Origin of the sequence: Ktedonobacter racemifer DSM 44963 (genome assembly GCF_000178855.1) — a bacterium.
GTDB classification, from domain to species: domain Bacteria; phylum Chloroflexota; class Ktedonobacteria; order Ktedonobacterales; family Ktedonobacteraceae; genus Ktedonobacter; species Ktedonobacter racemifer.
Genome location: NZ_ADVG01000003.1, coordinates 2,022,358 through 2,048,161, shown reverse-complemented (window position 1 = coordinate 2,048,161; position 25,804 = coordinate 2,022,358). Strand labels below are relative to the sequence as shown.

Annotated in this window: 11 protein-coding genes; all 11 read left to right on the top strand. The window is 44.3% G+C overall.

Annotation, left to right across the window (positions count from 1 at the left end):
• The 11 genes from KRAC_RS37950 to KRAC_RS37900 all read left to right on the top strand — a co-directional run bounded on the left by KRAC_RS37950 (window position 1) and on the right by KRAC_RS37900 (window position 25,486).
• Window positions 1-486, top strand: coding sequence for a hypothetical protein (locus KRAC_RS37950; RefSeq protein ID WP_040445667.1), 486 nt, complete (start codon window positions 1-3; stop codon window positions 484-486).
• Window positions 474-4,442: a hypothetical protein gene (locus KRAC_RS37945; RefSeq protein WP_007916557.1), complete on the top strand. Its 3,969-nt coding sequence runs from the start codon at window positions 474-476 to the stop codon at window positions 4,440-4,442. Before KRAC_RS37950 ends, KRAC_RS37945 begins: the two co-directional genes overlap by 13 nt.
• On the top strand, window positions 4,439-6,781 hold the full coding sequence (locus KRAC_RS37940) for a hypothetical protein (RefSeq protein ID WP_007916556.1): 2,343 nt from the start codon (window positions 4,439-4,441) through the stop codon (window positions 6,779-6,781). Before KRAC_RS37945 ends, KRAC_RS37940 begins: the two co-directional genes overlap by 4 nt.
• Window positions 6,781-8,208: a BREX system Lon protease-like protein BrxL gene (brxL, locus tag KRAC_RS37935; protein ID WP_007916555.1), complete on the top strand. Its 1,428-nt coding sequence runs from the start codon at window positions 6,781-6,783 to the stop codon at window positions 8,206-8,208. Before KRAC_RS37940 ends, brxL begins: the two co-directional genes overlap by 1 nt.
• Before the next feature lie 1,972 nt (window positions 8,209-10,180).
• On the top strand, window positions 10,181-11,182 hold the full coding sequence (locus KRAC_RS37930) for a DUF4007 family protein (protein ID WP_007916554.1): 1,002 nt from the start codon (window positions 10,181-10,183) through the stop codon (window positions 11,180-11,182).
• Window positions 11,183-11,196: 14 nt separating this feature from the next.
• Window positions 11,197-14,691: a hypothetical protein gene (locus tag KRAC_RS37925; RefSeq protein WP_007916553.1), complete on the top strand. Its 3,495-nt coding sequence runs from the start codon at window positions 11,197-11,199 to the stop codon at window positions 14,689-14,691.
• A 3-nt stretch (window positions 14,692-14,694) separates the two neighbouring features.
• Window positions 14,695-15,495 carry a phosphoadenosine phosphosulfate reductase family protein gene (locus KRAC_RS37920; RefSeq protein WP_007916552.1) on the top strand — a complete coding sequence of 267 codons (801 nt, stop codon included), beginning with the start codon at window positions 14,695-14,697 and terminating at the stop codon, window positions 15,493-15,495.
• Between the two features lie 115 nt (window positions 15,496-15,610).
• The gene (locus KRAC_RS37915; RefSeq protein WP_007916551.1) at window positions 15,611-17,443 is read left to right on the top strand and encodes a hypothetical protein; all 1,833 of its coding nucleotides are present in this window, start codon (window positions 15,611-15,613) and stop codon (window positions 17,441-17,443) included.
• Window positions 17,440-18,990, top strand: a complete 1,551-nt coding sequence (locus KRAC_RS37910) for a hypothetical protein (RefSeq protein WP_007916550.1) — start codon at window positions 17,440-17,442, stop codon at window positions 18,988-18,990. The genes KRAC_RS37915 and KRAC_RS37910 overlap by 4 nt, the downstream gene beginning before the upstream one ends.
• Window positions 18,991-24,333: an FtsK/SpoIIIE domain-containing protein gene (locus KRAC_RS37905; RefSeq protein WP_007916549.1), complete on the top strand. Its 5,343-nt coding sequence runs from the start codon at window positions 18,991-18,993 to the stop codon at window positions 24,331-24,333.
• The gene (locus KRAC_RS37900; protein ID WP_007916548.1) at window positions 24,323-25,486 is read left to right on the top strand and encodes a cysteine desulfurase family protein; all 1,164 of its coding nucleotides are present in this window, start codon (window positions 24,323-24,325) and stop codon (window positions 25,484-25,486) included. Before KRAC_RS37905 ends, KRAC_RS37900 begins: the two co-directional genes overlap by 11 nt.
• The last annotated feature ends 318 nt before the right edge of the window (window positions 25,487-25,804 follow it).

The following is a 25,804-nucleotide window of genomic DNA, read 5'->3' as shown; positions in this document are numbered from 1 at the left end:
ATGACAGATATCGAAAAGGAACTAGCAACTCGCATTCGTAACGTATGCAACGTACAGGCACGATATCGTATTCTTTGGATAGTTGGAGAACCACGATGTGGAAAATCTTTTCTCTGTAAGTCCCTATGCAAAAACAATGGATGGAAATACATTAACTATACTCTCGGCCAGGGGTTCTTAGACTGTGTAGTTGGGCAAGAAGAAATATACCGGCCTAACAACTTCTTAGATGATTTATATCGCTGGTGTAATAAAACTACTGCAGACTTCATAGTCTTCGATGAAATTGAGCCCCTGTTGAGTTTATGGACATGGGATATACAAGAAGAATTTTTCAAACTTGTAGGTCGTGCTCCAGGCTTAACAACTGGCGTGGTAATTACAACTCGCACCCGAACGGCCCAGCAGCTAAATAAAATATTTTTAGAGATGGATCAAAATCATATTTATGAGATAAAGCAAGGAGTGACCTCATGGTTCAAATGATGCGCAATGTAGTGCAAATTCAAGGGGGATTTAAACCATCTGTACAACTTCCCAAAGACTTCTTTAACGAAGAGTATAACCGCCACTTTGTCGAAAGCTATATCCCTACACATGACACTCTTGATATTTTTATGAAAATACGGGATAGTTTACAGATGAATTCTGAGAACCGTGCAAAACTATTCATGGGCACTTATGGTACAGGCAAATCAGATCTCATGTTGATGATATCAAACTATATTACACGTTCATCAGACGATCCACTACTAGCTCCTTTCTTTGAACGACTCCATAACCTTAATAGTAGTAAAGCTAAAGCTATTCAGGATGCACGATTGCATAAACCTCCATTTCTCCTTGTCCTACTACAAGCCGATACAGCAACCACTTTTAGCAGTTTTGTTTTAGATGGCCTAGAAAAAGCTCTAGCTCAAATTGGGCTATCAGATATTATGGATGATACCTACTATCGTGCAGCCACTGATCTTATAGCGCAGTGGGAACGAGAACTTCCAGATAACGTTGAACGAGTAGATAGATGGTTACAAGAAAATTACGGTATGACATTAGGCCAACTAAAACATGATCTTATGGGTCCGCAGGCTGATGGTGCGCTAGACATATTTAGAGTAGTAACAAACAAAATAATAGGGATGCCTTTTCATCCAACTGCGGTGATTGAAAGGCCTGATGACGCCTTCAATGCCGTTTCAAAAAAGCTGGTAGAGAGCGGGAAATACAGCGGGGTATTTATAATCGCGGACGAGTTCACGCATTTATTGCAAAAATTAGCCGAACCATCAACAAACGCACCAAATATTAAAGCTATAGATAATCTTGCTGAAACAGCTTCTAGATCTGGAAAAAACCAAATCCACTTCTATGTTGTAAGCCTCCATGGCTTTTCTAGTGCTGGGAACCAAGCGAATACGCTCTCGTCACAAACTGCACTAGAGCGCACTGGCGGACGTTTTATCCAAGGCCAGATATCTTTAAGATCTCAATATATGGAGGAACTTATTAGCGCCGCTATAGTTAAAAAAGTTTCTCCGGCATCGCTTTTTGAAAAAGATATGCAACAGCAAGATGAGCTTCTTTCCTTGGCGATGAGCCTATGGGGACAGCGTTCGGAAAGACACGATCGAGAGTGGATGAAGAAGACAATTATACAAGGATGTTTTCCACTCCACCCCTTGACAGCTTATTGTTTACCTCTCCTCAACAATAGATTAGCGCAAAACGAACGCACAATGTTTAGCTTTTTGTGGGATGAAAGCCGTGGGCTTAAATCTTTTATAGACACAGCGCATTTAAGATCGGATGACGGACGGCTCAACTTACTCTCTTTGGATCAGTTATTTGCGTACTTTGAAGGTAGCTTGAAAGAGAAAAATACTGAACTCTTCTATCTCTATCAACAGTTCAGCTCAAAGCTAACGCCAGAACAAATACATACAGGGCTAGAAGGGCGGTTGTTAAGAACTCTTATTCTGCTTGATATGACTACTAGTAGCGATTCATCTAGTGCTCCATCAAATTTGCGCACTACTTGGGAGCTACTGCGTCAGGCTCTAAGTCTTTCTCCAAGACAATTGACGGAATTTAATACTGCTCTCAAACAACTAGAACAAGCCGGCATCGCTTATCCCAATCAAGCAGGATATTACCAATTAGTGAAACAGGGGCAAGCGAATCCTAGTGAGCTACGAGGAAGAGTCGAACAATATGCAAAAAGTATTCCGTTTTTGCCCCTCAGCTTATTAAATGAAAGACATCCATTAACAGATATCGAAGCCACAGGCTATAATAAGAAACACGGTACAGAGCGCAAGCTCATAGCCAAATTTGTCAGCGTAGCTGATTTAGCGAGTCCTGCAAACCTCCCCAAAGACCTACCACAAACAGATGGCCTACTATGGTATGTTACAGCCTCTACAGAAGCAGAACGTCTGCAAGCCTGCACTTTAGCCATACAATTAACAAAAACGTACGATCAATTAGTCATAGCGATACTACGTTCACCTACTGATATTATTGAGCGCCTTAAGCGAAAATTAGCTGTAGAGAAGCTAATCAAAGATTCTGATTATAGTCAATCAAGTTACCAGGAACTATTGAAAGAAAGTGGTTTGGTAGGTTCAGACTACTATTCCGCTTTCAATAATGAGTTGCAGAGATTCGGCCATTATGCAGAAATTGAATGGTATCAGCAAGGAAGAGCAACTACAGTACAAACACAATTACAACTTGAAGAACTGGCAACAAAAATAATGGAGAAAGTGTTTCCTCTCACACCAACCCATAGCACAAGGCAACATCTTTCAAAGGCTCCCCGCAACACATCAAAATTGAAAGAGGCATTAGATTCATTGATAAGCGCCCCATTCCGTCGGCCTGCAAGCACAAGTAGAAAATCTATTACAGAGGCAATTTTGGCTAACGGTGCAGAGGAATTAGGTCTGATAGAGTATAAAGATCACGAAGGCGGATACAATATCTATGATGTGTGTGTGCCAGACAGAAGCCAAAGCAAAGCAGTCTGGCAATATTTAGATAGACAATTACAAAAGCAGGGAATTAGCTGGTCAGAAATTGTAGAGCAATTAAAATGTCGTCCCTATGGTTTATACGCACCAGTCATACAACTTTTTCTAGCCGCTTTTTTGCGATTGAATCGGGACTATATTGAAGTCTATACAATAAAAAATAATCACATAGGGAGAAGTCATTACGACCAACGTATAGACGTTACTGGAGAAGTCATTATCAAAATGGTAGATAGTCCCAAAGACTACCTGATCAGTTATAAACCCTTACCACAACAGCAAAAAGAGTTTCTAATGGGTTTAAAAGACATTTTAACTTCAAGCGCGGAATTTTCCAATTATAGAGATATAGAAACAGAGTCATTACACAATCAGGTTGCTACATTCCTACATCAAAGAATAAAAGCTATTCCAATTCTCTCTCAAGTTCCTTCTCTAAGTGAGCTAAGTAGCATATTACCAGGCATACCGGAAGAGACTATCAAAATAGCTATAACCTTAATAGAGATAGCACTGCAACCAGATGATAGATCAAGAGCAGCATCCTTACTTGAAACCTTGCCTCTCAAGATAGGATTATCTGCTAATTACACAGAGTGGACTAGTAATACTATTCAGCAAGCATTATTGTTATTAAAAAGTGCCTATCACCAGCTTCTCCAAATTTCAAAGAGGCTGAGACAGTCAATTATAATGTCACTCAGCCAATGGTTTGGCTTAGCAGAGCCAACAGAAATTGAGCAAGACGTTTTTAAAGCCGCCAACAAATGGCGAAAAGAAAAAGTAGGAACCGTGCGAACAATCGATATGGAAAACAAATCAGATGCTCGCATGCTACTGCACTTACTTGATAACCCTTATAGTTTTGAGCAGGTCTTCTTTAATGCTTTGCCGGCCAATTGGGGATTACATCCTATTAGCCAATGGCAAACGCTTAACACGAGAAGGCTCTTTTTGGAGCGTTTTGAGCAAGCGATACAAACCATCGAACACAAAGCAGCCACACAACTAAGACAATCAACAGGTAAAGACTCTGGAGCAAACGAGAGGCAAGTAACAAACCTAACAAAATCTATTGCAGCCTCTCAACCCGAGATAGTCAGAGTAAAGTCATCAACTATTAATAACGCACCATCCTATGTATCCTCGTCGCCTATACCAGAGGCAAAAGATCCAGGTGCAGAGCAAAAGCAGATAAACATACCTGTCACCTCATCTCCCAATAACTATCAGGCACAAAAAAACACAAATAACAAAACTGAGAAAGATCCGAGTAATATACAGCAAACATTTAACGAGAATTCCATAGAAGATGCATTCCAGACGATACGAGCTATCATTGACAATCTTACACCAAGAAACCAACGATTGCTGTGGACGAAGCTAGTTGAGGAGTATGACCCTCGATGATCACTATTTACTCTGACTTTCACCAACTCAAACAGATAAAACGGACTAGGGATACTTTCATTGCAAGTAGAATACAAGATTATGTACCCCTCCGACAGTGGCTACGCCATGCACTCGACAAAGTAGATAATGATCATGAGGTATATGTACAACTTCCAATCCTAGAGCATTGGTTGAGAGATCTCCGCGACTATAGCCCACAATTAATTAAATGGAGAGAAATACGGCTAGATTCTTATTTTGAACAAAGATTTGGTTTTCCGCCACCAAGGGAACTACCAGAAACAGCACAACAAGATTTGATACATACGCTAGAACCATCGTACAACAAATCCATTGTCGACCCTATCGGGTGGATATTGGGGAAAAAAATAAATTCCATTTGGGAAGGATCACCTTCAGATAAACAGCATCTAGCTAATGTGGCAGCAAATATTTTAAAAGGGAAAGCAATCCCAAGCATGTTCCTCTCACTGGTCAAATTACGTATAGCACAATGGGCAGAACAAGACAATCGCTACCAAATTTTTCTTGATAATACGCTCAAGGAGGCAGCAGAAGAAGTTTTTCTCGGTTGGGCGTTACGATCTTATCCTGCTAACCCTCTCGTTGATCAAAATAAAAATATAGCCTTTATAGAAGATTGCAGCCAGCACACAGATATCGGCATAGAGTGCTTAAAGAAACATAATATACAAATTAAACGTTTTTGGTCTGCTCAAATTAGTACAGATATAGAGCCAGACTTAATGCAGATCGTAAACTCAATGTCCGGTTTGGCTAATGCTGAATTGGACGCTATTGATAGATTAGCCAGAAAATACACTGAACAACTCACGAATGCGCTTATAGAAAATATCAAAATACGCTTCTCACATCTCTCGCATACGAAAGACGTTATAGAAAAGCTGGGAAAAATTGCCACACCTCTGATTCCTAATGATCCCGTCGAGACATGGTCAGCAGAACAATGGCTAGATTGGGTCGCAGATGACTACATGCCTTATTTCATGTGGATACTCCGTACAAAACGTTCTCGTGAGAAACAAATGAAACTAGCGTACCAGTTCGAGGAATGGTTAATAAAGAACTATTCCCAATTGTCCCAAAATTCCCAGGCACCTTTTTCTCCACATCAACTAAACGAAATTAAAGAGTCCTTCAAGTCCCATAAAGTCGATATTGTTCTCTGGTTTATCGTTGACGGGTTAACATGGTGGCAAGGTAAAAAATTAGCTGATTTTTGTATAGAAAGAGAAATAAACAGTATTCACATTCAACCGGCAATATCAGCTCTACCAACAATTACTTCAATATCTAAGAATGCCTTGATAAATGGCTATCTTGATGCATCGACGATGAACCAGCCTCCAGCACACATTATTAAAAATCGTCTCGCCAAAGAAGTCACAAATATACAAGTGTTTACGCAAGCGAATGATCTAGAGCAGGCGTATGCTACTGATTTAGCTCCAGGACTCTATACCCTACTTTATAATGCGCTTGACCATCACAGCCATACACTACAAGGCTTCACAGATGATGAAAGCATCGACGGGCACCTCCAACTCATTGCGCGACTCATCAAAGAAGGATTCGCACGGAGTATGGAACAAGGCTTACACCCACGAGCATTTATCAGTAGTGATCATGGCAGCACCCTGTTGCCAGAAAAGGCGACCGTGCTGAAAATCCCACAATTTGCTTACATGTTAGATGACGATAGCAGTGTAGAGGAAATCTCGACCATAAACAAGGTAAAACCGTTTCAGCGAACACGTGTTTGTGCAACAAACAATATGCCAAATGAAAGTGACTTACGCAGTATTTCAACTAATTGGTATTTTTTGCAAAAAGACGTGTTTAATTTATCAAAACAATTCTTGATTCCCAAAGGCTATAGTGCTGTGGAGAGACGACCTACTGGATGGACACATGGAGGAGCAACGCCTGAAGAAGTAGTAGTAGCAAATCTTGAACTACAACCGTCATTAGAGGAACTGATCGCACCTATCCTACAAATAGAGGGAAGCCTCCGGACAGGTACGATTAGCAAGCTGGAAACGATAATCAAAAACCCAAATAATTTCCCACTCAAAATCATACAATTCTCCATAGATAACGTACTAGTGCCCATGAAACCAACGAGAATAGGCGCTAACTCCACTATATTGATTCCTATCCAAGTACAAACGACAAGTAATCAATCTGACCAATATATCAAATGGTTTCTCTCATATGAAAGGGGCGGTCAACATACAAGTATTGAAGGATCTGTAAACATACAAGTGCGACGCTTATATGCCAACACGTTAGATGATATGTTTGAGGAATTATAATGATGCTACATTTTGAAGAAAAAGCACTTCAATATTATGGTGAAGTATGTGTAAATAAAGGACTCGTCCGTAAAGCAAGCATAGGAACCACAAGTGTTCCTATGTATGTAAGCGAGTGGATTGTCTCACGCTATTTAACCGATGGACAAATCGATGCAGCAGCCCGGCAAAACATGAGAGATTTTGTCAATAAGCATTTACCATCAAAAGATCAGAAAGAACAATTAAAATCTAAACTAAAAAACGGTGGGACGCTTCTCATCCTGGATACCTACAGTGTTGAGGTTAACCTTCGTACAAATGAATATATCTTAAAAATTCCTTGCTTGGATGAGAACAAGGCAACTATCGAACCATATATTGTAGAACTTTATCCTCTTCTACTAAATGGTGGTGTATGGGGTGTTGGCCGCCTAGAATATCAATCACCCGATGAAAGAGAACATACGTTTGGGCAGATACGTATGGTTGACTTTCGACCCATGCAAGCAGCAACGATTGATATGGAGCTCTTTTGCGAGCAACGCAAATATTTCACATTAGAAGAATGGAGAGATCTGCTTGTAAGTAGTATGGGGTACAACCCCGCATTCTATACTCCTGAACAGATGATGCTCCTCCTTGCGCGCCTCGTCCCAATTGTTCAAGAGCGTGTCAATTTAATAGAATTAGCCCCCAAAGGCACAGGGAAATCCTTTGTTTACCTCAATCTATCCCGCCACGTACGTCTGATCTCTGGAGGAAAAGTTACTGCTGCAGTTTTATTCCACAATAATGCAACAAATCAATCGGGACTACTCACAAGGTTTGATGTCGTGGTTTTTGATGAAGCTCAGTCTCTCTCTTTTGATAATCCAAATGAGGTCATTGGCGTGCTTAAAGACTACTTGGAGTCTGGGAGTTTTTCACGAGGTGGGAAACAACAAAATACAGCGACATCTGGTATTGTCATGATCGCAAATATACCATTGGCAGCTGATGGAAATCCGCGTTTTGAAAACCTATTCTTAGACCTACCCGAATTCTTACGAGAGACGGCCTTTATTGATCGCATTCATGGGATATTACCTGGATGGAAGCTACCTAGGATTGAAGCAGAATCGATATCGACTCATATAGGTTTTAAGGCAGATTTCTTTGGAGATGTCCTTCATTCCTTACGTCGCACTGCTGGTTATGAAGATCATATTAAGGCCTATGGACAAATTACAGGAACAAATGACATTCGTGATCGTAATGCTATCATCCGCTTAGCCACCGGTTATTTAAAACTACTTTTTCCTGATTTAAAGCCAAGTCAGGAGGAATTAGTAAACTACTGTCTACGCCCAGCAGCCTCATTACGACAACTAGTACGTAACCAGCTCACAATAATGGACCCAGAATATAAGCCACTTTATATCGATGTAGCATTTACCCAACAATAGCTTTTGAGTGAAGTAGGCTGTTCCTCACATTTGGGGATTTGGGCAGTGCAATGAGAACGCTCCACGCCCTGAAAGCGCGCCAAATCTTGCTACCATGTCACCCAACCAGCAGGTTGCTCAAGAGAGAACTTCACTGGAAAGAACCAGCCAACTCAATGCTGATCGAAATCCTGCACAACCCACTGTATGCGGGAGCGTTTGTCGACGAACATCGACCTACAAACCGGGTCACCGTGGCTCATGAGCGGTTCGTAGACCCATGGAAGAATAGGTCACCATTCAATAGGGAGCCTATCCTGCCTACATCACTTGGGAGCAATATCACCGCAATCAAGCACAGCTCGCCGAAAATGCGCGGAGGCCCACGCTAAACAAACTGCCGTTCGAGGGATACCTGGAGCCCCACTCGAAGGCGAAGCGTTGCAGCAAGGACTGATGTGCTGTGGCCAGGTGTAGGTATCGCATGCGTATGACCTACAAGCGCCATATCCGCTATCTCTGTGATGAGTTTAAACGCCTTTACGCTGGTGCCACGTGTATGTTCCTAGATGGCTCGCCATTGAGGATGTGATGGTCAACGCGTTCTTCGACTCCCTGCGCCCGGCCAAATGGATGCCCTTCAAGCCTTGTTGGCAAGGCGAGCCTGGGAAGAGAACAGTTAGCAGTACCACCGCGATCAGGCCACACGTGCCACGTATGAGGCCCATCTAGCCTGGCGCAGGTGTATGACAGTTGACCCTGACAACCGCCTGGTCACAGCTGAACTGGAACGACGATGGGAAGAAAAGTTGGTGCCCAAGCGTCAGGCTGAGAAAAAGGCGGAGCACTTTAAGCATCGTCCTGTCTTCCCGACGCTTTCTCTCGAGTTGCGAAAGGCTCTTGAGCAGATTGGCCCAGCTCTGCTAGCCCTGTGGGCCAGCAGAAAATCAGCAATGAACACGAGAAACGCTTGCTGCACGCACTCATCAGCCGCGTCATTGCCACTCAGCTTGCTGCTGAATTCATCGAAATCAAGATTATCTGGATCAGTGGGCACTTTTCTGTGGCGCAAGTGATCCCTCCGATCCATCGACAAATAAATGCAAACCATTGCATGGAGCCGATGACTCAGGTTGACGAGTTAACCAGACAGGGGGATTACCGAACAACTCACTGCCGAGGGTTTTCACACAGTCCGCAGACGAACCGTCACAGTTGGCACCATTCACAAACTGAGAAAGAATCATAGTCAGGTCAGTTTTCTGCATCGGAAGGTCTCCATGATTGATAGGGTCTTGACCATACCAGGGTTGACATGAGAACTGGATATCAGACAGAGGTGGACCTATCACCCCAAGTGTATCAAGGCAAACTGACAGAACCAGATATTCAATAATTGCCTGGGTATCGAGTGCACTTAATCCGCGATGATCCTGACCTTTTAGCACGACTTCTCGTCGATATGGTACCACACACCATACATCTCTCCGTAAGAGAGTGTTCTGATAGATGGACGAACAGCCAAGAGGGAGATTCCTTAGCTATTCGTCCATTTGCCTAAGTACTCGACCAAAACCTCTTTGAAATGCTTAGTGGCAGTTTTCCCAGAAAATTTTTTACGATATCAATTTTGCCTTTTTTTAAGTTTTACTGCATGGTCACTAATTTATTAAAAAAGAAACGCTATATTTCCATTAATTTACTATTTTTATACTTATTAATCCGCACCTTCAATACATCATAAAATATGCTTCAGAGAATATACGATTATATTGGCCTCGTTAGTACTTTTACCATATTGACATTTGTGCCTTTATAACTTATTTTAACGTTGCATAACAAACGTGGTCCGGTTTCAAAGGAGAAACATCTACTGACTTTCTATCAATAGATTTCATCTCCTCTTCCTTTTCGCCAAATTATATGCATCTCTTTAATGCCATAGGCAAAAATTTGAATTATGCATGTTAATTACTTATAGAAGGAGAAAAGCGTGTCTGCTGACCTTCAGAATTTCATTCCTAGTCAATCATCTTTAAATGATCCTCAGCAGCGTGAGCTTGATCTGACCTCATTAACAATACAACACCCGCAAGCAGCCTTTGCTCGTCATGAAACCTTTCACCCTCGCTTTGGTTGGATAAAGAAAGGATTTGATCGTTCTCGGCAAAATAGCAATGTCTTTTTGAAAGAGGATGCAACCACCATTCTTGGGGTTGGTAAAAATATGGTGCGTTCCATTCGCTACTGGTGTTCGGCTTTCAAGGTATTGGCTGAAACCCAGGAGAAGAATGCACGAACCAAGGAGATTGTCGCAACTTCTTTTGGAGCTCGTTTGCTGGCCGATGATGGCTGGGACCCTTATATTGAAGATCCAGCATCTCTCTGGTTGCTCCATTGGTATTTGCTCAAGCCACCCTGCATAGCAACAACCTGGTATTTTGCGTTCGCGTGTTTTAAACGGGCAGAGTTCTCGGTCGATAGCCTCTACAATGCATTGGAAGAATATATCCGTCAGCAGTTTCCCAAGCAAAATGTGGCAGAATCTTCGCTCCAAAAAGATATTCTTTGTCTTTTACATATGTATGTTGGCCTCAAGTCACGTTCTAATGCCATGGAAGAGATGCTCGATAGCCCATTTACCACTCTGGGATTGATCCAACTTGAGAGTGATGGCAAACATTATTCATTTCACGTAGGCTATAAAAATACTCTTCCTCCCGAGATCATTGTAGTTGCCTGTCTGGAGTTCGCGAAGAATGTTGGCAAAGGTGAGCGCACAATTTCGATTCCTCGTCTGATGTATGAAGAAGGTAGTCCAGGTACAGTTTTCAAACTAACAGAAAGCGCACTTATAGATGCTATTGAGCAGGTTACACAATCAGATCAGCGCCTCTCGCTTTCAAACACTGCTGGCATTATTCAGCTAGCTTTTACTCAGCATCCCACAGTCCTGGCCGAATCACTTTTAAATCAATATTATCAACATGATTAGCAAGAAGTAGAAGCATGGAACAAAAACTCTCTGACGTTATTTCCTTAAAGCGAAGATACAACCGCTCAATTAACCTTGAACGCGATCTTTCACTTACCGAAAGTGTTCTTGGTTATATCCCAACATCATGGGCATTGGATACCAGTAAGCATATCCTCCATGCCTTAATTACTGAAAACACCGTACGCGCCTGGACAATTACTGGTGTTTACGGAACTGGTAAATCTGCATTCGCACACTTTCTATCTGCACTGATTGCTCCTAAGGCTGATCCACTTCGGCACAATGCACAAGCTATCTTGGAACAATATTTAGGTCCACACCATCCATTAATCAACAGTGTTATTGATCAACTTCCCGAAAGCGGATTACTCCGCGCAGTCGCTACTGCACAACGTGAGCCTTTGAGTTATACCATCCTACGTGCCCTTCGTCGTGGCTGTGAACTCATCTGGCCCCACAATTTCGACCAACAGCCCCTTGCCAGTGTCTTCCAAGACTTGGAAGATTTAGTGGAGGAGGATCAGAAAATTCCCAATCAGGAGATCCTCCAATGCATCCAGCAGGTTGCGAAGGAAACGCAGATGGGTATCCTTCTCATCATTGATGAGTTGGGCAAGGGATTAGAATACGCGGCTTGGCATCAAGAGAGCGATGATCTATATTTGCTACAACAATTAGCTGAACTGCCAGCTAATGAGCAAGCGCCAAAAATTTCTGTTCTGGGACTCCTCCATCAATCCTTTGCAGAGTACGCTCAAAATCTGACAAAAACACAGCGCAATGAGTGGAGCAAAATTCAGGGCAGGTTTGAGGATATTCCTTTCACAGCCACCAACGATCATATGCTACACCTGCTCAGCCAAGCCATTGATCATTCTCATGCTCCAGATCTCCTGCCTTTTCTAGAGAATTGGGCAACAACCTGGCAAAGAACACTCCATACCCATGATATTCACCAAGAACGTCTGACTATTGAAGAGTTCAGCAATCTCTATCCACTGCATCCTCTAGCAGCATTAACCTTGCCTACCTTGTGTAGTCGCTATGCCCAGAATGATCGCTCACTTTTTACTTTCCTAACCAGCCAGGAGCCCTATTCCTTCACCTCGTTCTTGCAAACAACGCCCGCGCAAGGGAGCCAACCAACAACCTTAAAGCTCCATCGTATCTATGATTATTTTGTGGAAGCCTCTAGTATTTCGCATTCAGCCAAGGCATCAACCCAACGTTGGGTTGAGATTCAAGGACGAATTTTGGATGCCCAGCATTTAGAGGCCGATCTAGTACAGGCTCTAAAAACAATAGGTATTCTCAACCTTGTTGATACGTTTGGAGCACTCCGCGCAACTCCTCAGCTTGTTATACTGGCTTTGTCAGAAGATCCTACGGATATCCAAGAGGCTCAACACTGGACACAGGTTATTGAACTTTTGATTCAGCGTGGTTTGGTGACACATCGGAAACAACTTGATGAGTTACGCATTTGGGAGGGTTCAGATTTTGATATCGAGCAGGCGACAACTGTAGCCATTGAAAAAGAGCAAGCCTCGCTGGCCAGCCTCTTAACCAAGGCTTACCCGTTGTCCCCTGTCATTGCACAACGTCACAGCTATACCACAGGCACATTGCGCTATTTTGAACGTCGCTACATCAGTGACTATAACGAGTTAACTCAGATTCGGCCCACCAGCCCCGATAGCGATGGCGTTATCGCCTATTGGTTAGGTGAACAGCTACCTGCACACTGCCCATCGTCGACCACCGATGGCAAACCCTTTGTAGTACTGGCCGGCAAAAATATTGAGAAACTCGCCTCTGTAAGCCGTGAAGTAGCCGCATTAGCTACCATTGATGCAACAGCTCCCCAGCTGCAAAGTGATGGTGTGGCCCGTCGCGAAGTCCGCCAACGTCTCACACAAACGCGGCGGCTCCTCATCGATGTGTTGGAGCAATCATTCCTCTCAGGCAAAGAAGACGTTCCTTGTATATCTTGTGGGAACCTGCTACACCTGCGAACACTCAAAGATTTCCAGCGGCACCTTTCGGCTCTTTGTGACCAGGTCTATCCCCAAACACCTGTACTCTGGAACGAACTAATCAATCGCCGTGATATAACGTCCCAAGGAGCCAAAGCGCGTCGGGAGCTGTTAGAAGCGATGTTGCGTAACCCTCATATTGAGCGTCTCGGCCTCACAGGAAATGGTCCTGAAACCAGTATCTATCTATCCGTGCTCAATCATCCGGGTATTCACCGCTATACTAACGACCAGTGGAGTTTTGTTGAACCTAAGGAACCAACAATTCTTGGAGTGTGGCAAGCCATTGAACAGTTTTGCTTAGACGCTCGCACCCAACCAGAAACACTAGATCGCCTCTATACCACATTAGAAGCGCCTCCTTATGGAATGAAAAAAGGAGCTATTCCACTCTTTCTTGCAGCAGTACTTCTCTATCATAAAGATGATGTCAGCATGTATCAAGATAACACCTTTATTCCATTATTAGGTGCTGAACATTTTGAACTGCTAGTTAAACAACCTGGACGTTTTGCAGTCAAACATTTTGAGGTGACTGGTCTGCGTATGCAAGTTTTTAAGGAATTAGCCTTGCTTTTACGCCGTCCTCAATCCTCTACTGTATCCGCCACCCGCAACAATACCGTACTGAGCATCGTCAAGCCGCTTATCCAATTTGGGAATAGCTTACCTGCCTACACACTGAAAACCAGTCAGCTAAGCCCAGAAGCAATAGCAATCCGCAATGCAATTCGCAGTGCCCGTGAACCTGATGAACTGCTCTTTACGGCCCTTCCTCATGCCTGTGGCTTAGACCCTATTAGCACTCAGGAAGAGCACGATGAGACCAAGATTCAAAAACTGAAAGAAGTATTGATCCGTTCTTTGCAAGAACTGCAACTAGCATATGATCGACTTCTTGAAAAATGCAAATTTTTGTTTTACAATACATTTACTGTTCAAAGTGACATTTCAAAAATCAGAGAAGACCTTCGCGTGCGCGCTCAATACTTGAAAGATAACTGCATTGAGCGACAGATGCGCAGCTTCCTTTTTGCAGCAATCAATGATACAGCAGATGAAAGAGATTGGTTAGAGGCTCTACTCATGGTTGTTGCAGACAAACCAGCGATTTCGTGGACCGATGACGATGTGACACGCTTTGAGGTTCGCTTAGGGGATTTGGCTCGTCGCTTTATCCACTTAGAAGCAATCAAAAAAGAAGCCTATCAGCAGCCAGCTGGTTTTGAGGCACGACGCATTACCGTGACACAACCTGATGGCTATGAGAGTCATCATATTGTTTGGCTCAATCATGAGCATCAAGCAAAAATTGAAGAGCTTGTTGAACATATTTTACAGAGTGACATTATTCATGGTAATGAGCAACTACAACAAGAACTTGTTGCAGCACTCGTTGAGCGCGTCTATCAATCAACCACACCTCAGCACAATTCTTACCGTGCTCCGCAAAAGGGAAAGGAAGCCTAACTCATGGGAACAAAAGAAGTTCGACATATCCTCGGACTTTCTGGAGGCAAGGACAGTACAGCACTAGCGATTCTCATGCACAAAAAAGTTCCGCACATGGAATATTTTTTCTGCGATACGCATAAAGAACTCCCGGAAACCTATGAATATCTTGATCGCATCAAGGCTCGGTTGGGCATTAAAATTACGTATCTCAGTGCAGAGCGTGGTTTCGATCACTGGCTTGACGTCTATGGAGGCTTTCTCCCCTCACCAAAGATGCGCTGGTGTACGAAACAACTCAAAATTATTCCTCTTGAACAATTTATTGGCGACGATGATGCGGTTAGCTATATTGGCATTCGCGCTGATGAGAAGCGCGACGGCTATATATCCACAAAACCTAATATACGTCCAGTCTATCCTTTTAAAGAAGCTGGTTTGGTCCACGCAGATATTGTGCGTCTACTCGAAGAAAGCGGCATTGGGCTACCCAATTATTACAAGTGGCGCTCGCGCTCTGGCTGCTTCTTCTGCTTCTATCAAAGGAAATATGAGTGGGTTATGCTTGCCGAGGAGCATCCAGATCTCTTTGCAGAAGCGGTGCAGTATGAACAAGAGCATAGCGATGGTCGTAGTTTCTCATGGATCCAAGGTGAAACCCTCACGGAGTTGCTCGCTAGAAAAGACCGTATTCTAGCAGACCATGAGAAAACATTAGCTCGCAAACAACTTCAGAAACCGAATAAAAGTTTAGCCCAGGCTCTTGCAGACGTACTTGACGACGAGGATGACAGCCTCCCCTGCTTGGTCTGTCACCTCTAAACAACATATTAGATTGTATTTTGTGGATGAAAAGCATTTTGCGTTTTTCATCCACCCTATATTCCGAATTCTTGCATTTTCCAGAGCCTAGACTCTAAAGAAGACGAGGAATACTATGGCTTTTCATGACTCTGCATGGATACGCTTTCTCCGCCAATATGGGCCGGTACCAACCAATGATAATATGTATGATGAGTTTATTCAAAAAGCTGCCCGTAGCAAAAAATTGAGTCCAGTTTCCTTCTCTGCTGAATATCTTGACGAACTTATTGATAATTTCAAATCCGATGCTCCTATCTCAGTCATTCTCACCGGTACTGCTGGAGATGGCAAAACCTACTATTGCCGCCAAATCTGGATGGCACTTGGCGGGACAGAGGTTGCCTGGACTCAAAAAAACAAAATTCGTACATTGCGTCTTTCTGCAAACCGCGATCTGATTGTTATTAAGGATCTTAGCGAGTTCTCTGCCGAAGAAGCGCAAATATTCTTGCCGCAAATTGCTGCGTGCATCGATCGTCAAAATACTGAAAAAGTTTATCTCATCGCTGCTAACGATGGACAGTTGATGGAAAAATGGCGCGATATTGCTGCAACCCCACAGATTAGCAAAGTACGCCAAACTATCGAGAACCTCCTCGTCAATGAGCAAAAGGAGCATCCAGACTTTTCTCTACGGCTCTATAATCTCAGCCGCCTTCCTATTCGTCGCGTCTTTCCGCGCATTCTCGATGCAGTCCTCAATCACGAAGGCTGGCAACATTGTGAGCAATGTCCCTTCCGTCAGCCAACTACTTCTGCTCAACAGTGCCCCATTTGGGAGAATAAAGAGCGACTGCAAAATGATGCGATAACGCGCGAGCGAATCCTGCAGCTGCTTGAATTGTGTGAACTTAATACTATTCATCTCCCCATCAGGCAACTCCTTTTGCTCGTCTCCAATATACTCCTTGGGCATCCTAATACAAAAGAACATTTGATGACCTGCAAAGATGTTGCACAGATTATTGATAATGGAGATACAGCTCAAGGAAGCCTCTACCGCAATATCTTTGGCGAGAACCTCGGTAAACGTCGTCGCCAATCCACAGAAGTTTTTGTCGCGCTCAATCGCTTTGGCATTGGCAATGAAACGAACAGCAACGTCGATAATATGCTCATTTTCGGGCAGGATGATCCAGCCCAGGAAGAGAACTACCAGCGATTCGTGCTTGCAGATACTTACTACGGCGCCGACCATTCGTTTCAGAGTCAACAAAAAGCCTATCTTGAGGGCACAACGACAGACAATAGCGAAAAATTCCTTTCGATGCTACGTGCTCAACGCCAACGCTTATTCTTCACGCTTACCCCAGAAGCAGCTACTGAAACAAAGCTTTGGAGCCTGACTGTTTTCCAATATGCTGGTGACTACCTTGAGATTATTGAGAAGCTTCGGCAGACTGGCAAAATAACCTCAAAGCAATCGCTCGCACGTTTAGTCCAGGGACTCAACCGCATCTTCACCGGCCTCCTTGCCCACGAAGCGGAACACTTAGTTCTGGCGACGTCAGGCAGTCATTCTCAGGCGCGTGTTTGCCATGTTTTAGAAGAGTATGTGTCTGTCTCAAAAAAATCGGGTACCTATGTGATCCTGGAACTTGACCATAATGAGCGCCCGCTCCTTACTGTCTCGTTAGGAAAAGAAGACGGCCTCCAGGTTCCTCTCCACCTCCAATTGACACGGTTCGAATTTCTATGTCGCGTTGCTGAGGGTGCTCTCCCTAGCAGCTTCTCACGTGAGTGCTACGAAGACATCCTTTCGTTCAAAACGAATCTCCTGCGCCAGCTCGATTATCGCCGCAAATTAGATGATGATGATCCAGATGCTGAGCTAAATTTGAACATGATTTATCTCGACAATGATGGAGATATCAAGGAGAGCTCTCTGGAGGTCCAATTTTCATGATTACATCGTCAAATACTTCCAACAATAAAAGTATTGAAGTCGATATGCTGGTGGATGAAGAGATATGGGGTCATCGTATTTACAATGAGCAAACGCCTTGGCTCTGCTTTCTTGAGTTCTTAGGTGTGCTCTATGCGATCAACAAAGATCCTCACCAGCAAACCTTTGTCGAAGTTGAGCCAAATACACTGAGTTATCTGCCACAATATCGGCTGTACCTACGTAACATTCTCTTTAATAATCCTCGCCTCGTTGCTGTTATGAAAGAAACCACCAATGAGGAAGGGCGTTGGCAGCGCTGGTTCAGCTATATGCAAGACAGTGGTGCAGGACTAAGCGCACAGGCTGATTTTCGCTATTTACAGCAACGCTTCGAAAAATTTTCTGATTTTGTGAAGGTCATTGATTTTCTCCGTGGTACCGCCATTGAAGGTGATAGTAATAAACGTTGGAGTTCAAAGTTTGTCTTTCCTTATGGGCCTGCCTGCTTCTATGAGGATGTCTCTGTCTCTACTAGAGGTTCCGTTACAAATGATAGACGCTTCTTTGCTCGTACTGGCGAGATTCTTTATCTCATGCTCTGCCGCAGTAATCGAGGACCGGAGCTATTGCTTCAGTTTGAGAATATCCTCTTCAAAGAAAATAAATGGAACAAAATCGTTCGAGCACTCCAGCCTGACGCAACAAAAGAGCCAACTCCTAGTAAAGCGAGAGAGGGCGCCTATCTCCCAGGGGGAACACGCCAAAGATATCAAGACCTGGCTGATGATTGGCTTCATATCTTCCGCTGTTCTATGCCTGGATATGATGCTCTTCCACACATTGTGACCATTATGGGCCTACACATGCTCCTCTACATTTTAGAGCGTGCAAGTGAAACCATTCGACACTCGGACCGCGTCACCTTTGTGCTGGAAATCATTGGCCCAGAGAAAAACAGCGTTCATCAATTGGCGACAGCATCCTACCAAGAGAATAATCGATTATCGCAACAGGCTGTAGAAGCCTACATCGATCAGAAGATCTCCACGCCATCTTGGCAGGATGCCATTATGAATAATGACATTGAAGCCATCCGCCAACTTCTCGACACTGATTTTTCCTTAAAAAATGCAGAGAAATCAGACCTCGATCAAGATGCGGAGAAGATCATTAAAGAGTTTAAAAATCGTGCCCTCAACCGGCATCAAAAACATCTGGAAAAAGTTCATGGTGTGTGGGGTGGTGTGATTGGACTCTCCTCCAGACGGAACAGTCGCTATACACGCTATACCCCTAAAGATATTCTGTTAAAAACACTTGTCTTATGCACCGTTACGGGTCGTATGGAATTTCAAGAGTTTCTTCATCAACTGTATACAAAATACGGCTTTATCATTGGCCAAAAGCAAGCGCTGCAGTATTTTGATGCTAAAAAAGCAGAACAAGATGATTTCACAATGAATGCCAAGCGCTTGGAAGACCGTCTCGCTAGCTTGGGACTACTGAAGCGGCTCTCAGATGCATGTGCTTACGTTGAAAATCCATTTGCCCAGGAGCTCCAATAAATGAATACACATCAGTTAATCGGCCTGGTAGCCGCTGACATTATCAAACAATCCTTGGAAACACGTGAAGACCAGGATACGACTGTTGCCCGTTTCCTATTGGATCGTCTCACGCAAACTCAAGTTGCAGAAATTTGCCGCCAGATCCTGAAAGACCCGTTACTCCAACATGAAGTTGAGATAAAAATTCCACGTGCATTTGCTGATGAAGAGGAACTACCAGAGTCAATATTGACCAGTGAGCGTACTACCTACTGGCGCAATGCTCCATGCGACAAACCTATTCTTATTCTCGCCAACAATGATGATGATCAGGGACAATCGTTAAACGATCTTACCTCACTCAATGCAAAAGAGCTAAAATCCAGTATTGATACCTGGATTATGATTGCCAGCCGTATGCTTCCGTTGACTGACGAACAGAAAAAACAGTGGGGGAAAGCTCTAGCTGGTTTGCAACAAGCGAATGAATATACGCTTGAAATGTTTGCTGACTATGTAGCTCAGGTTCATAATTGTATTGCACAAGAACACATTCCACTTATTGAGGCACTAGGCTATGCCCTACCTGTCTTAGAAATCCCCAGAGATACTGGTTATTTTCAAGCAATCCCTGAGAAAAATCGTACAAGTGTGGCAAAATGGCAAAAACACTACCAGGACGCTATCTCCAAACGTGCCAGTCTCTTGCGCAAACATCTCCCGAATCAACAACGCATTGATGATGATGATCTCCTAAAACAATTCAACAATGTTAAAGATGAGATTATACCCGAAGCCCATGAAGTCATTCAGCGTTTTCTTACCGCTCTAGATGATTGGACGGAAGAGAGCGCACAACTTGCTCAATTCGAATGGGAGAAAGACGGTATTAGTGGACTCTTTACCGGTCTCAAAACCAAAAAGGTAGACCTTGCAACTGAGACAAGGGATTTTTTTGAAGATGAAGATCCTGATGAATTGACGCCAGATGATCTGCTTTATCTAGATGCGCTCTCAAAACGGAAAATCACCCGTGAGCCAGTTGATGAGGATAAAGAGTTCTACGATAGACATCATCTGACCTTGGATAAAAAGCGCCCACTCAAAGCGAAATGGGATAAATTTGTCTATGGGAAACCGATTGAGTGTACCGATTTTCTTGTCGGTCTGCTTGACTGCATAGAACGGCTGATTGCACAAGCTGGAGGCGCTCAGGAAAAACGGCGCTTCATCGTCAAAACCCAATATGAAAAGGGTAAAAGCAAGTGGCTTAATGCACTCAATCAAGATGTTGGCCTCTATTTCTGTACGCGCTACCGCGGGTTCGATACTTTGACAAGGCCTTTTATCGATTGGCAAACTTTTTGGTTGTTTGAATATGATCGCCTTATCGATGAGCAAAAAAACAAGGAAAATAGTAAAGGCGAAAAATTCACGAAGAATGTGTCCACTGCTCGCGATGCGACACAGATTAAGTTTCATGTTAGCCTGACGTATGTTATCCATGGGAAACAGGAGACAGCGACCACACAGCTCATCTGGAAGTGTAATCCAGCCACTATTGGAATGGAACTCAACGATGATCTGAACCGCTTGAGCAAAAAACCATTTCTGCTGACCTCGGTCAATCGCGAACCAGTGAGCAAAAAGGGGCATTTGCAGGAAGTTTCCTTAAATGATGTCACTACTCTTGAGGCTGCCTTTAGCCAAGATAGAGGCTCGCTCGTCAGTACTTCAGCCAAAGCATTAGACGCTTCCAAAATCTTCTTAACAAAACTTCAAGAAGCATATAAAGATGGACGCATTGCCCAAGATGGACAGGCAATTCTTAAGCAGACTTGGGACACATTCGCTACGACCTATACCCATGCAATCCAAAGCTTTGCAGATGCTGAAGGCATCGCCAGTGATGCTATTCTCCATCAAGCTGATGCCTATTGTCATTTGCTTCAAGTGCTTCAACAATATGCAGCAGGAGATAAGAACCGCGTAGACCTCTGGCACCCAGTCTTAGAAATTGGTACTGTTCGCATTCTCGATGGAAAACCTGCCGCCATTATTGCACCCTGGCATCCGCTACGTTTGCTTTCTATCTCAGTGAAGGCTCGCCAGATAGCCCACTTTGTTCAGTATCTCATCGAGAACCCAAATGTAGAGTTTGGTGATGATCGACTCTTCTTCTTCCACCTCAAAAATGATATGAGCCATCCTTACTATCCAGAGGTTACAATTGGCTTCCAGGGTGAGCAACCTAGGCTTCTCGGCCTTTCAGACACCGTCAATGACTATAGCTTGATGGAAATCCCATTGCGTGATGATATCGATCAAACAACCAATGAAAATCCCCAGGAAGCCTCTGAAAAAGTTCGAGAAGTAATACGGCGCTACCTCGAGCTTCAACCGCACAAGCGATCTAGTATGGGCATCGTTCTCTACAATTGTGACTCTAAAGGCCTCCCTATGGCTGTTGTTGATAAGCTCTCCTCTCTTTATGACAGCAAAGCCGCCAATGAGGTTTGTTGTCAGATCATTCTCCGCCACCAGGATACGCAGAAGCTGAGCGAACTTTACGAGAAAATGATCGATACAGTCGAAAACGATCCTGATGCATTTATTGCCAGCGAATCTGAGAATGATTTCATGTCACGTCTGCGTATCGGCATTATGGCTACCGATGCGGAAACAAACGAAAACTCTCAGGAAAAGATGACTGACATTGTCTTCTTACAAGACGTAATCTCCCGGCAAGCCCAGATTGTTTGGATTCCAGTGGAGATAGATAGTGATGTCCCCCAACCCTTACAACATTTTCCTGCACGTTGGTCGCGTCGCCATCCCACAGCATACGGAGATTTACGCTCGATCGTTTATCTTGTTTGTCCAAGCCAGCCCGCTGTTGGTACAGCCTATTTGGATGCGATCCATGATGTGGTTGGCGAACATCCAGAAAAAGGGAAACACTTCCTACCATCACGCCAGGTCTCATTTCAAGACAATAAAACCCAGCGTATCTTCCAGGAAGTTCATCAACTTGGCGAGTGGGTTGTCAATTATGATGATCTCCTAGAAAGGCGCTTGCTTCAACATCAAAATGTGACTGTCATTAAGTACCAACAAAATCGTGCACAAGACCGCAATCTCATCATTTCTTCAACCTCATCATTTCAGTTGCTACAAGTACTTGTCAAACAACGCTTGGAGAAACTCAGTCTCTCCAATGAAATAGACATTGATAAACTGGCACAAACATGTATCAATGAGGCCAAAAACCTCTCAGGAGATATCGTCCTACGCGCCGCTCGCCGTGGAGCTAATGCCAGTGAACTCATCGGACTGGTACTTAGCAAATACCTCATTTCATCTGAACTCCAATCTGGTGAGCCTGTTGGTTGGTTCTTCTTAGATGATTATGCAAGCTGGTTGGGACAAGATGAACAACAAATAGCTGATATTATGGCTCTAGCCCTCTGTCAATACAATGGCGTTCCCACTTTAAAAATCATCATTTCCGAGGCCAAATATTTTGAGGCCAATGTAGCAGATGCACGCAAAACCTCACAGAAACAATTAAAAGATACTGTTAAGCGTATTCAAGATGCGCTCTTCCAAAACCCTAGCCGCCTAGATCGTGACATCTGGCTAGCGAGACTGAGCGACCTGCTGATAGATGGTATTCTAGTAAACTCTCATCAACCTATTGATATACAACAATGGCGCGATGACCTGCGCAAGGGAAAGCTACAGATTGAAGTCAAAGGCTATTCACATGTTTTTGCCCCCATTCCAGATGCTGTCATCAGCGACGATCCTCAACTAAAATTAGGGGGCATTGATGGTTGCTATCAAGAAGTTTTTGGACGCAAACACATTCAGGAGCTCCTTTTAGCACTCTATCGAAACAAACCATGCATGCCAATACGCGCGAGTTTAGGGGATCACCGTCCCTGGCTCGAACATACGCCCCGTTACCCTGCACCAGACACCTTATGGAAAATGCAGCCTGCTACAAACCAGATACCGTTAAATGGTCAAACGCCTAGTACGTCCTCGAATGGCCACACTCTAGCAGTTCCACAAGTTGCAAGCGACAGCGGCTCAGGTGAACACATAGCAATAGGTAATGGGAACCATACTCCCAACAAATCACAAATTACAAACCAGGGTACAATGCAACTTCATGTCCACAAACCAACACTGGGTACAAACACACAAAGCAACCAAGGCGCCAGCCAAACCGCTGTGATCGAAAAGAATGAGCAATGGAGCCAAGCAGTACAGCAGACATTGCAAAAGGCGCTTATCAGCTATAGCCTTCAGGCTAAGATTCTGGGGTCACGCCTTACGCCGAATGCACTACTTATTCGGCTTAAAGGCTCAGATCATCTCAAAGTTGAGGATTTGGAGAAGAAGAAATCTGTCCTGCTCACCACCCACGGACTCTCTCTCCTCCATATTACTGCCCAGCCAGGTGAGATAGTCGTCTCGATTGCTCGTCCGCAGCGAGAAACCGTCTCTTTGCTCGATGTTTGGAAAGAGCGCGAATTCTTTACCGGTCCAGGTGAGATGAACCTGTGCTTCATTCTTGGTATCAAAGAAATGGATGGTGAACTCCTTTACCTCAATGTGGGCAAGTCCAACGATAAAGTTGAACAGCACGCACCTCACACACTTATTGCCGGAACCACAGGAAGCGGCAAATCTGTGCTGATGCAAAACCTGCTGCTTGATATCTGCCAAACCAACTCATCCAAACTTGCACATATCTACTTGATCGATCCTAAAAAAGGAGTTGACTATCAACAACTCCTTGATCTCCCCCATTTACGCGAAGGGATCATCACAGAGCAAGGAAGAGCACAAGAGATTCTGAGTTCACTCGTCGCTCAAATGGATCACCGCTATGATCTTCTGGCCAAAGCGAAAGTCAACAACCTGGTAGATTACAACAAAAAAGTGTCTCTAGCGGAACGTCTTCCAGTCCTTTGGCTTGTACATGATGAATTCGCCGATTGGATGTTGGTAAGTGAGTATAAAGAAGCAGTTTCGGCCTCGGTGCAACGTCTTGGTACGAAAGCCCGAGCCGCAGGAATTCACCTCATTTTCGCTGCCCAAAGGCCTGAAGCCAATATACTCCCACCACAACTACGAGACAATCTAGGCAACCGCCTAATATTGCGCGTTGAAAGCCAAGGCACCTCCGAAATTGCTTTAGGAGAAAAGGGAGCCGAAAAACTTTTGGGCAAGGGTCACCTGGCGGCGAAACTCGGTGGGGAAATCACCTATGCTCAAGTCCCATTTTTATCCAGTGAAGACCAATTCCAAGTTGTTGACGAGATTAGGAAGTACGATAATGAACGCTAATACGCGACCTAAGCCCATTTATATGGATTACCATGCCACCACACCCATGGACCCACGTGTAGTAGAGCGTATGCTCTACTACATGACTCAGGCTTTCGGTAATGCAAGCAGCACAGATCATACTTATGGAGATGAAGCTGAAGCCGCTGTCACAGCTGCAGCACGCCACATTGCCACCTTACTCGACACAGCTCCTCGTAACATTATCTTCACATCAGGAGCAACCGAGAGCATTAACCTTGCTCTTCAGGGGCACTGCAATGCCCGCACGCCCCGCCAACGTATCGCCGTCTCTCCTACCGAACACAAAGCCGTCCTTGATACCTGCCAGGCTCTTCAACAACAAGGAAAAGCCATTTTAACCTGGCTACACGTTGACCAACAAGGGCGTATCGATCTGGACCATCTGAAACGTGTCTGTCAGACAGGCATTGACCTTATTTGCATTATGGCTGCCAATAACGAGATTGGGACCGTTGCCCCAATCCAAGAAATTGCCAACATTGCAGCTCAATACAACGCGGCCTACTTCTGTGACGCCACGCAGGGTGTTGGAAAAATTCCCATCGACTTTGATGCCGCTGGTATTACCTATCTCGCCCTCTCGGCACATAAAATGTATGGACCCAAAGGCTCAGGAGCCCTCATCGTCCAACCAGGAGCCAATCTTCTCCCTCTCATCCATGGAGGTGGCCATCAACAGGGCATGCGATCTGGCACCCTCAACGTTCCAGGTATCGTCGGCCTCGGCGAAGCCTGCAAACTACGTTCCCAGGAAATGGATCAGGACGAGCCAGTCATTCAAGCGAAAAGAGATCATCTCCAAAACCTTCTCCAGGCGCACATTCCCCAACTAGTTATCAACGGAGACCTTCATCATCGTTTAGCAGGCAACCTCCACATTTCTATTCCTGGCCTCAATAACAGCATACTTATTGCCCATCTTAGGCACAAACTCGCCATCTCCACAGGCTCGGCCTGCACATCGGGCATTGAAGCCCCCTCTCATGTCCTCCAAGCCATTCACCTACCCTCTAACCTCATCGAAGGTGCCCTACGCATCAGTATTGGCAAATTCACCACCACCGCCGATATTATCAATACTGCCCATATCCTCATTCAAGCCCAAGCAGCAATCGCACAAAAACAGTAAGCTAAGATCTCAAAGAGGCAACCCAGCAAAACGAGACCATTTCATTGGACGCGTTCTCCTTTTTTAAGGATGAAGTTAGAAATTCTAGCCACCGTATTCTTAAAGAGAGCGTTAACGAAAGAAGAGTGTATAGTATGCGCAAAATCAATGATCAACAGGAATTAAATCTCATTCTTCAGAGGAAAGTAGGCTTCCTGAGGAACGCAGGTACCACCGCCATGGCTTCTACTTGGCACAATCTCGCTAAGCTCCGACCACAACCAGGTTTTTGCGGAACTACAATCATGGTCGTAAAGCCACGTGGAAAGCAAGGCTATG

What these genes read in the sequence shown, in the direction of transcription:
- KRAC_RS37925 (WP_007916553.1), top strand. Translation starts at nt 11,197, where the DNA reads ATGGAACAAAAACTCTCTGACGTTATTTCCTTAAAGCGAAGATACAAC.
- KRAC_RS37950 (WP_040445667.1), top strand. Translation starts at nt 1, where the DNA reads ATGACAGATATCGAAAAGGAACTAGCAACTCGCATTCGTAACGTATGC.
- KRAC_RS37905 (WP_007916549.1), top strand. Translation starts at nt 18,991, where the DNA reads ATGAATACACATCAGTTAATCGGCCTGGTAGCCGCTGACATTATCAAA.
- KRAC_RS37920 (WP_007916552.1), top strand. Translation starts at nt 14,695, where the DNA reads ATGGGAACAAAAGAAGTTCGACATATCCTCGGACTTTCTGGAGGCAAG.
- KRAC_RS37940 (WP_007916556.1), top strand. Translation starts at nt 4,439, where the DNA reads ATGATCACTATTTACTCTGACTTTCACCAACTCAAACAGATAAAACGG.
- brxL (WP_007916555.1), top strand. Translation starts at nt 6,781, where the DNA reads ATGATGCTACATTTTGAAGAAAAAGCACTTCAATATTATGGTGAAGTA.
- KRAC_RS37900 (WP_007916548.1), top strand. Translation starts at nt 24,323, where the DNA reads ATGAACGCTAATACGCGACCTAAGCCCATTTATATGGATTACCATGCC.
- KRAC_RS37945 (WP_007916557.1), top strand. Translation starts at nt 474, where the DNA reads ATGGTTCAAATGATGCGCAATGTAGTGCAAATTCAAGGGGGATTTAAA.
- KRAC_RS37910 (WP_007916550.1), top strand. Translation starts at nt 17,440, where the DNA reads ATGATTACATCGTCAAATACTTCCAACAATAAAAGTATTGAAGTCGAT.
- KRAC_RS37915 (WP_007916551.1), top strand. Translation starts at nt 15,611, where the DNA reads ATGGCTTTTCATGACTCTGCATGGATACGCTTTCTCCGCCAATATGGG.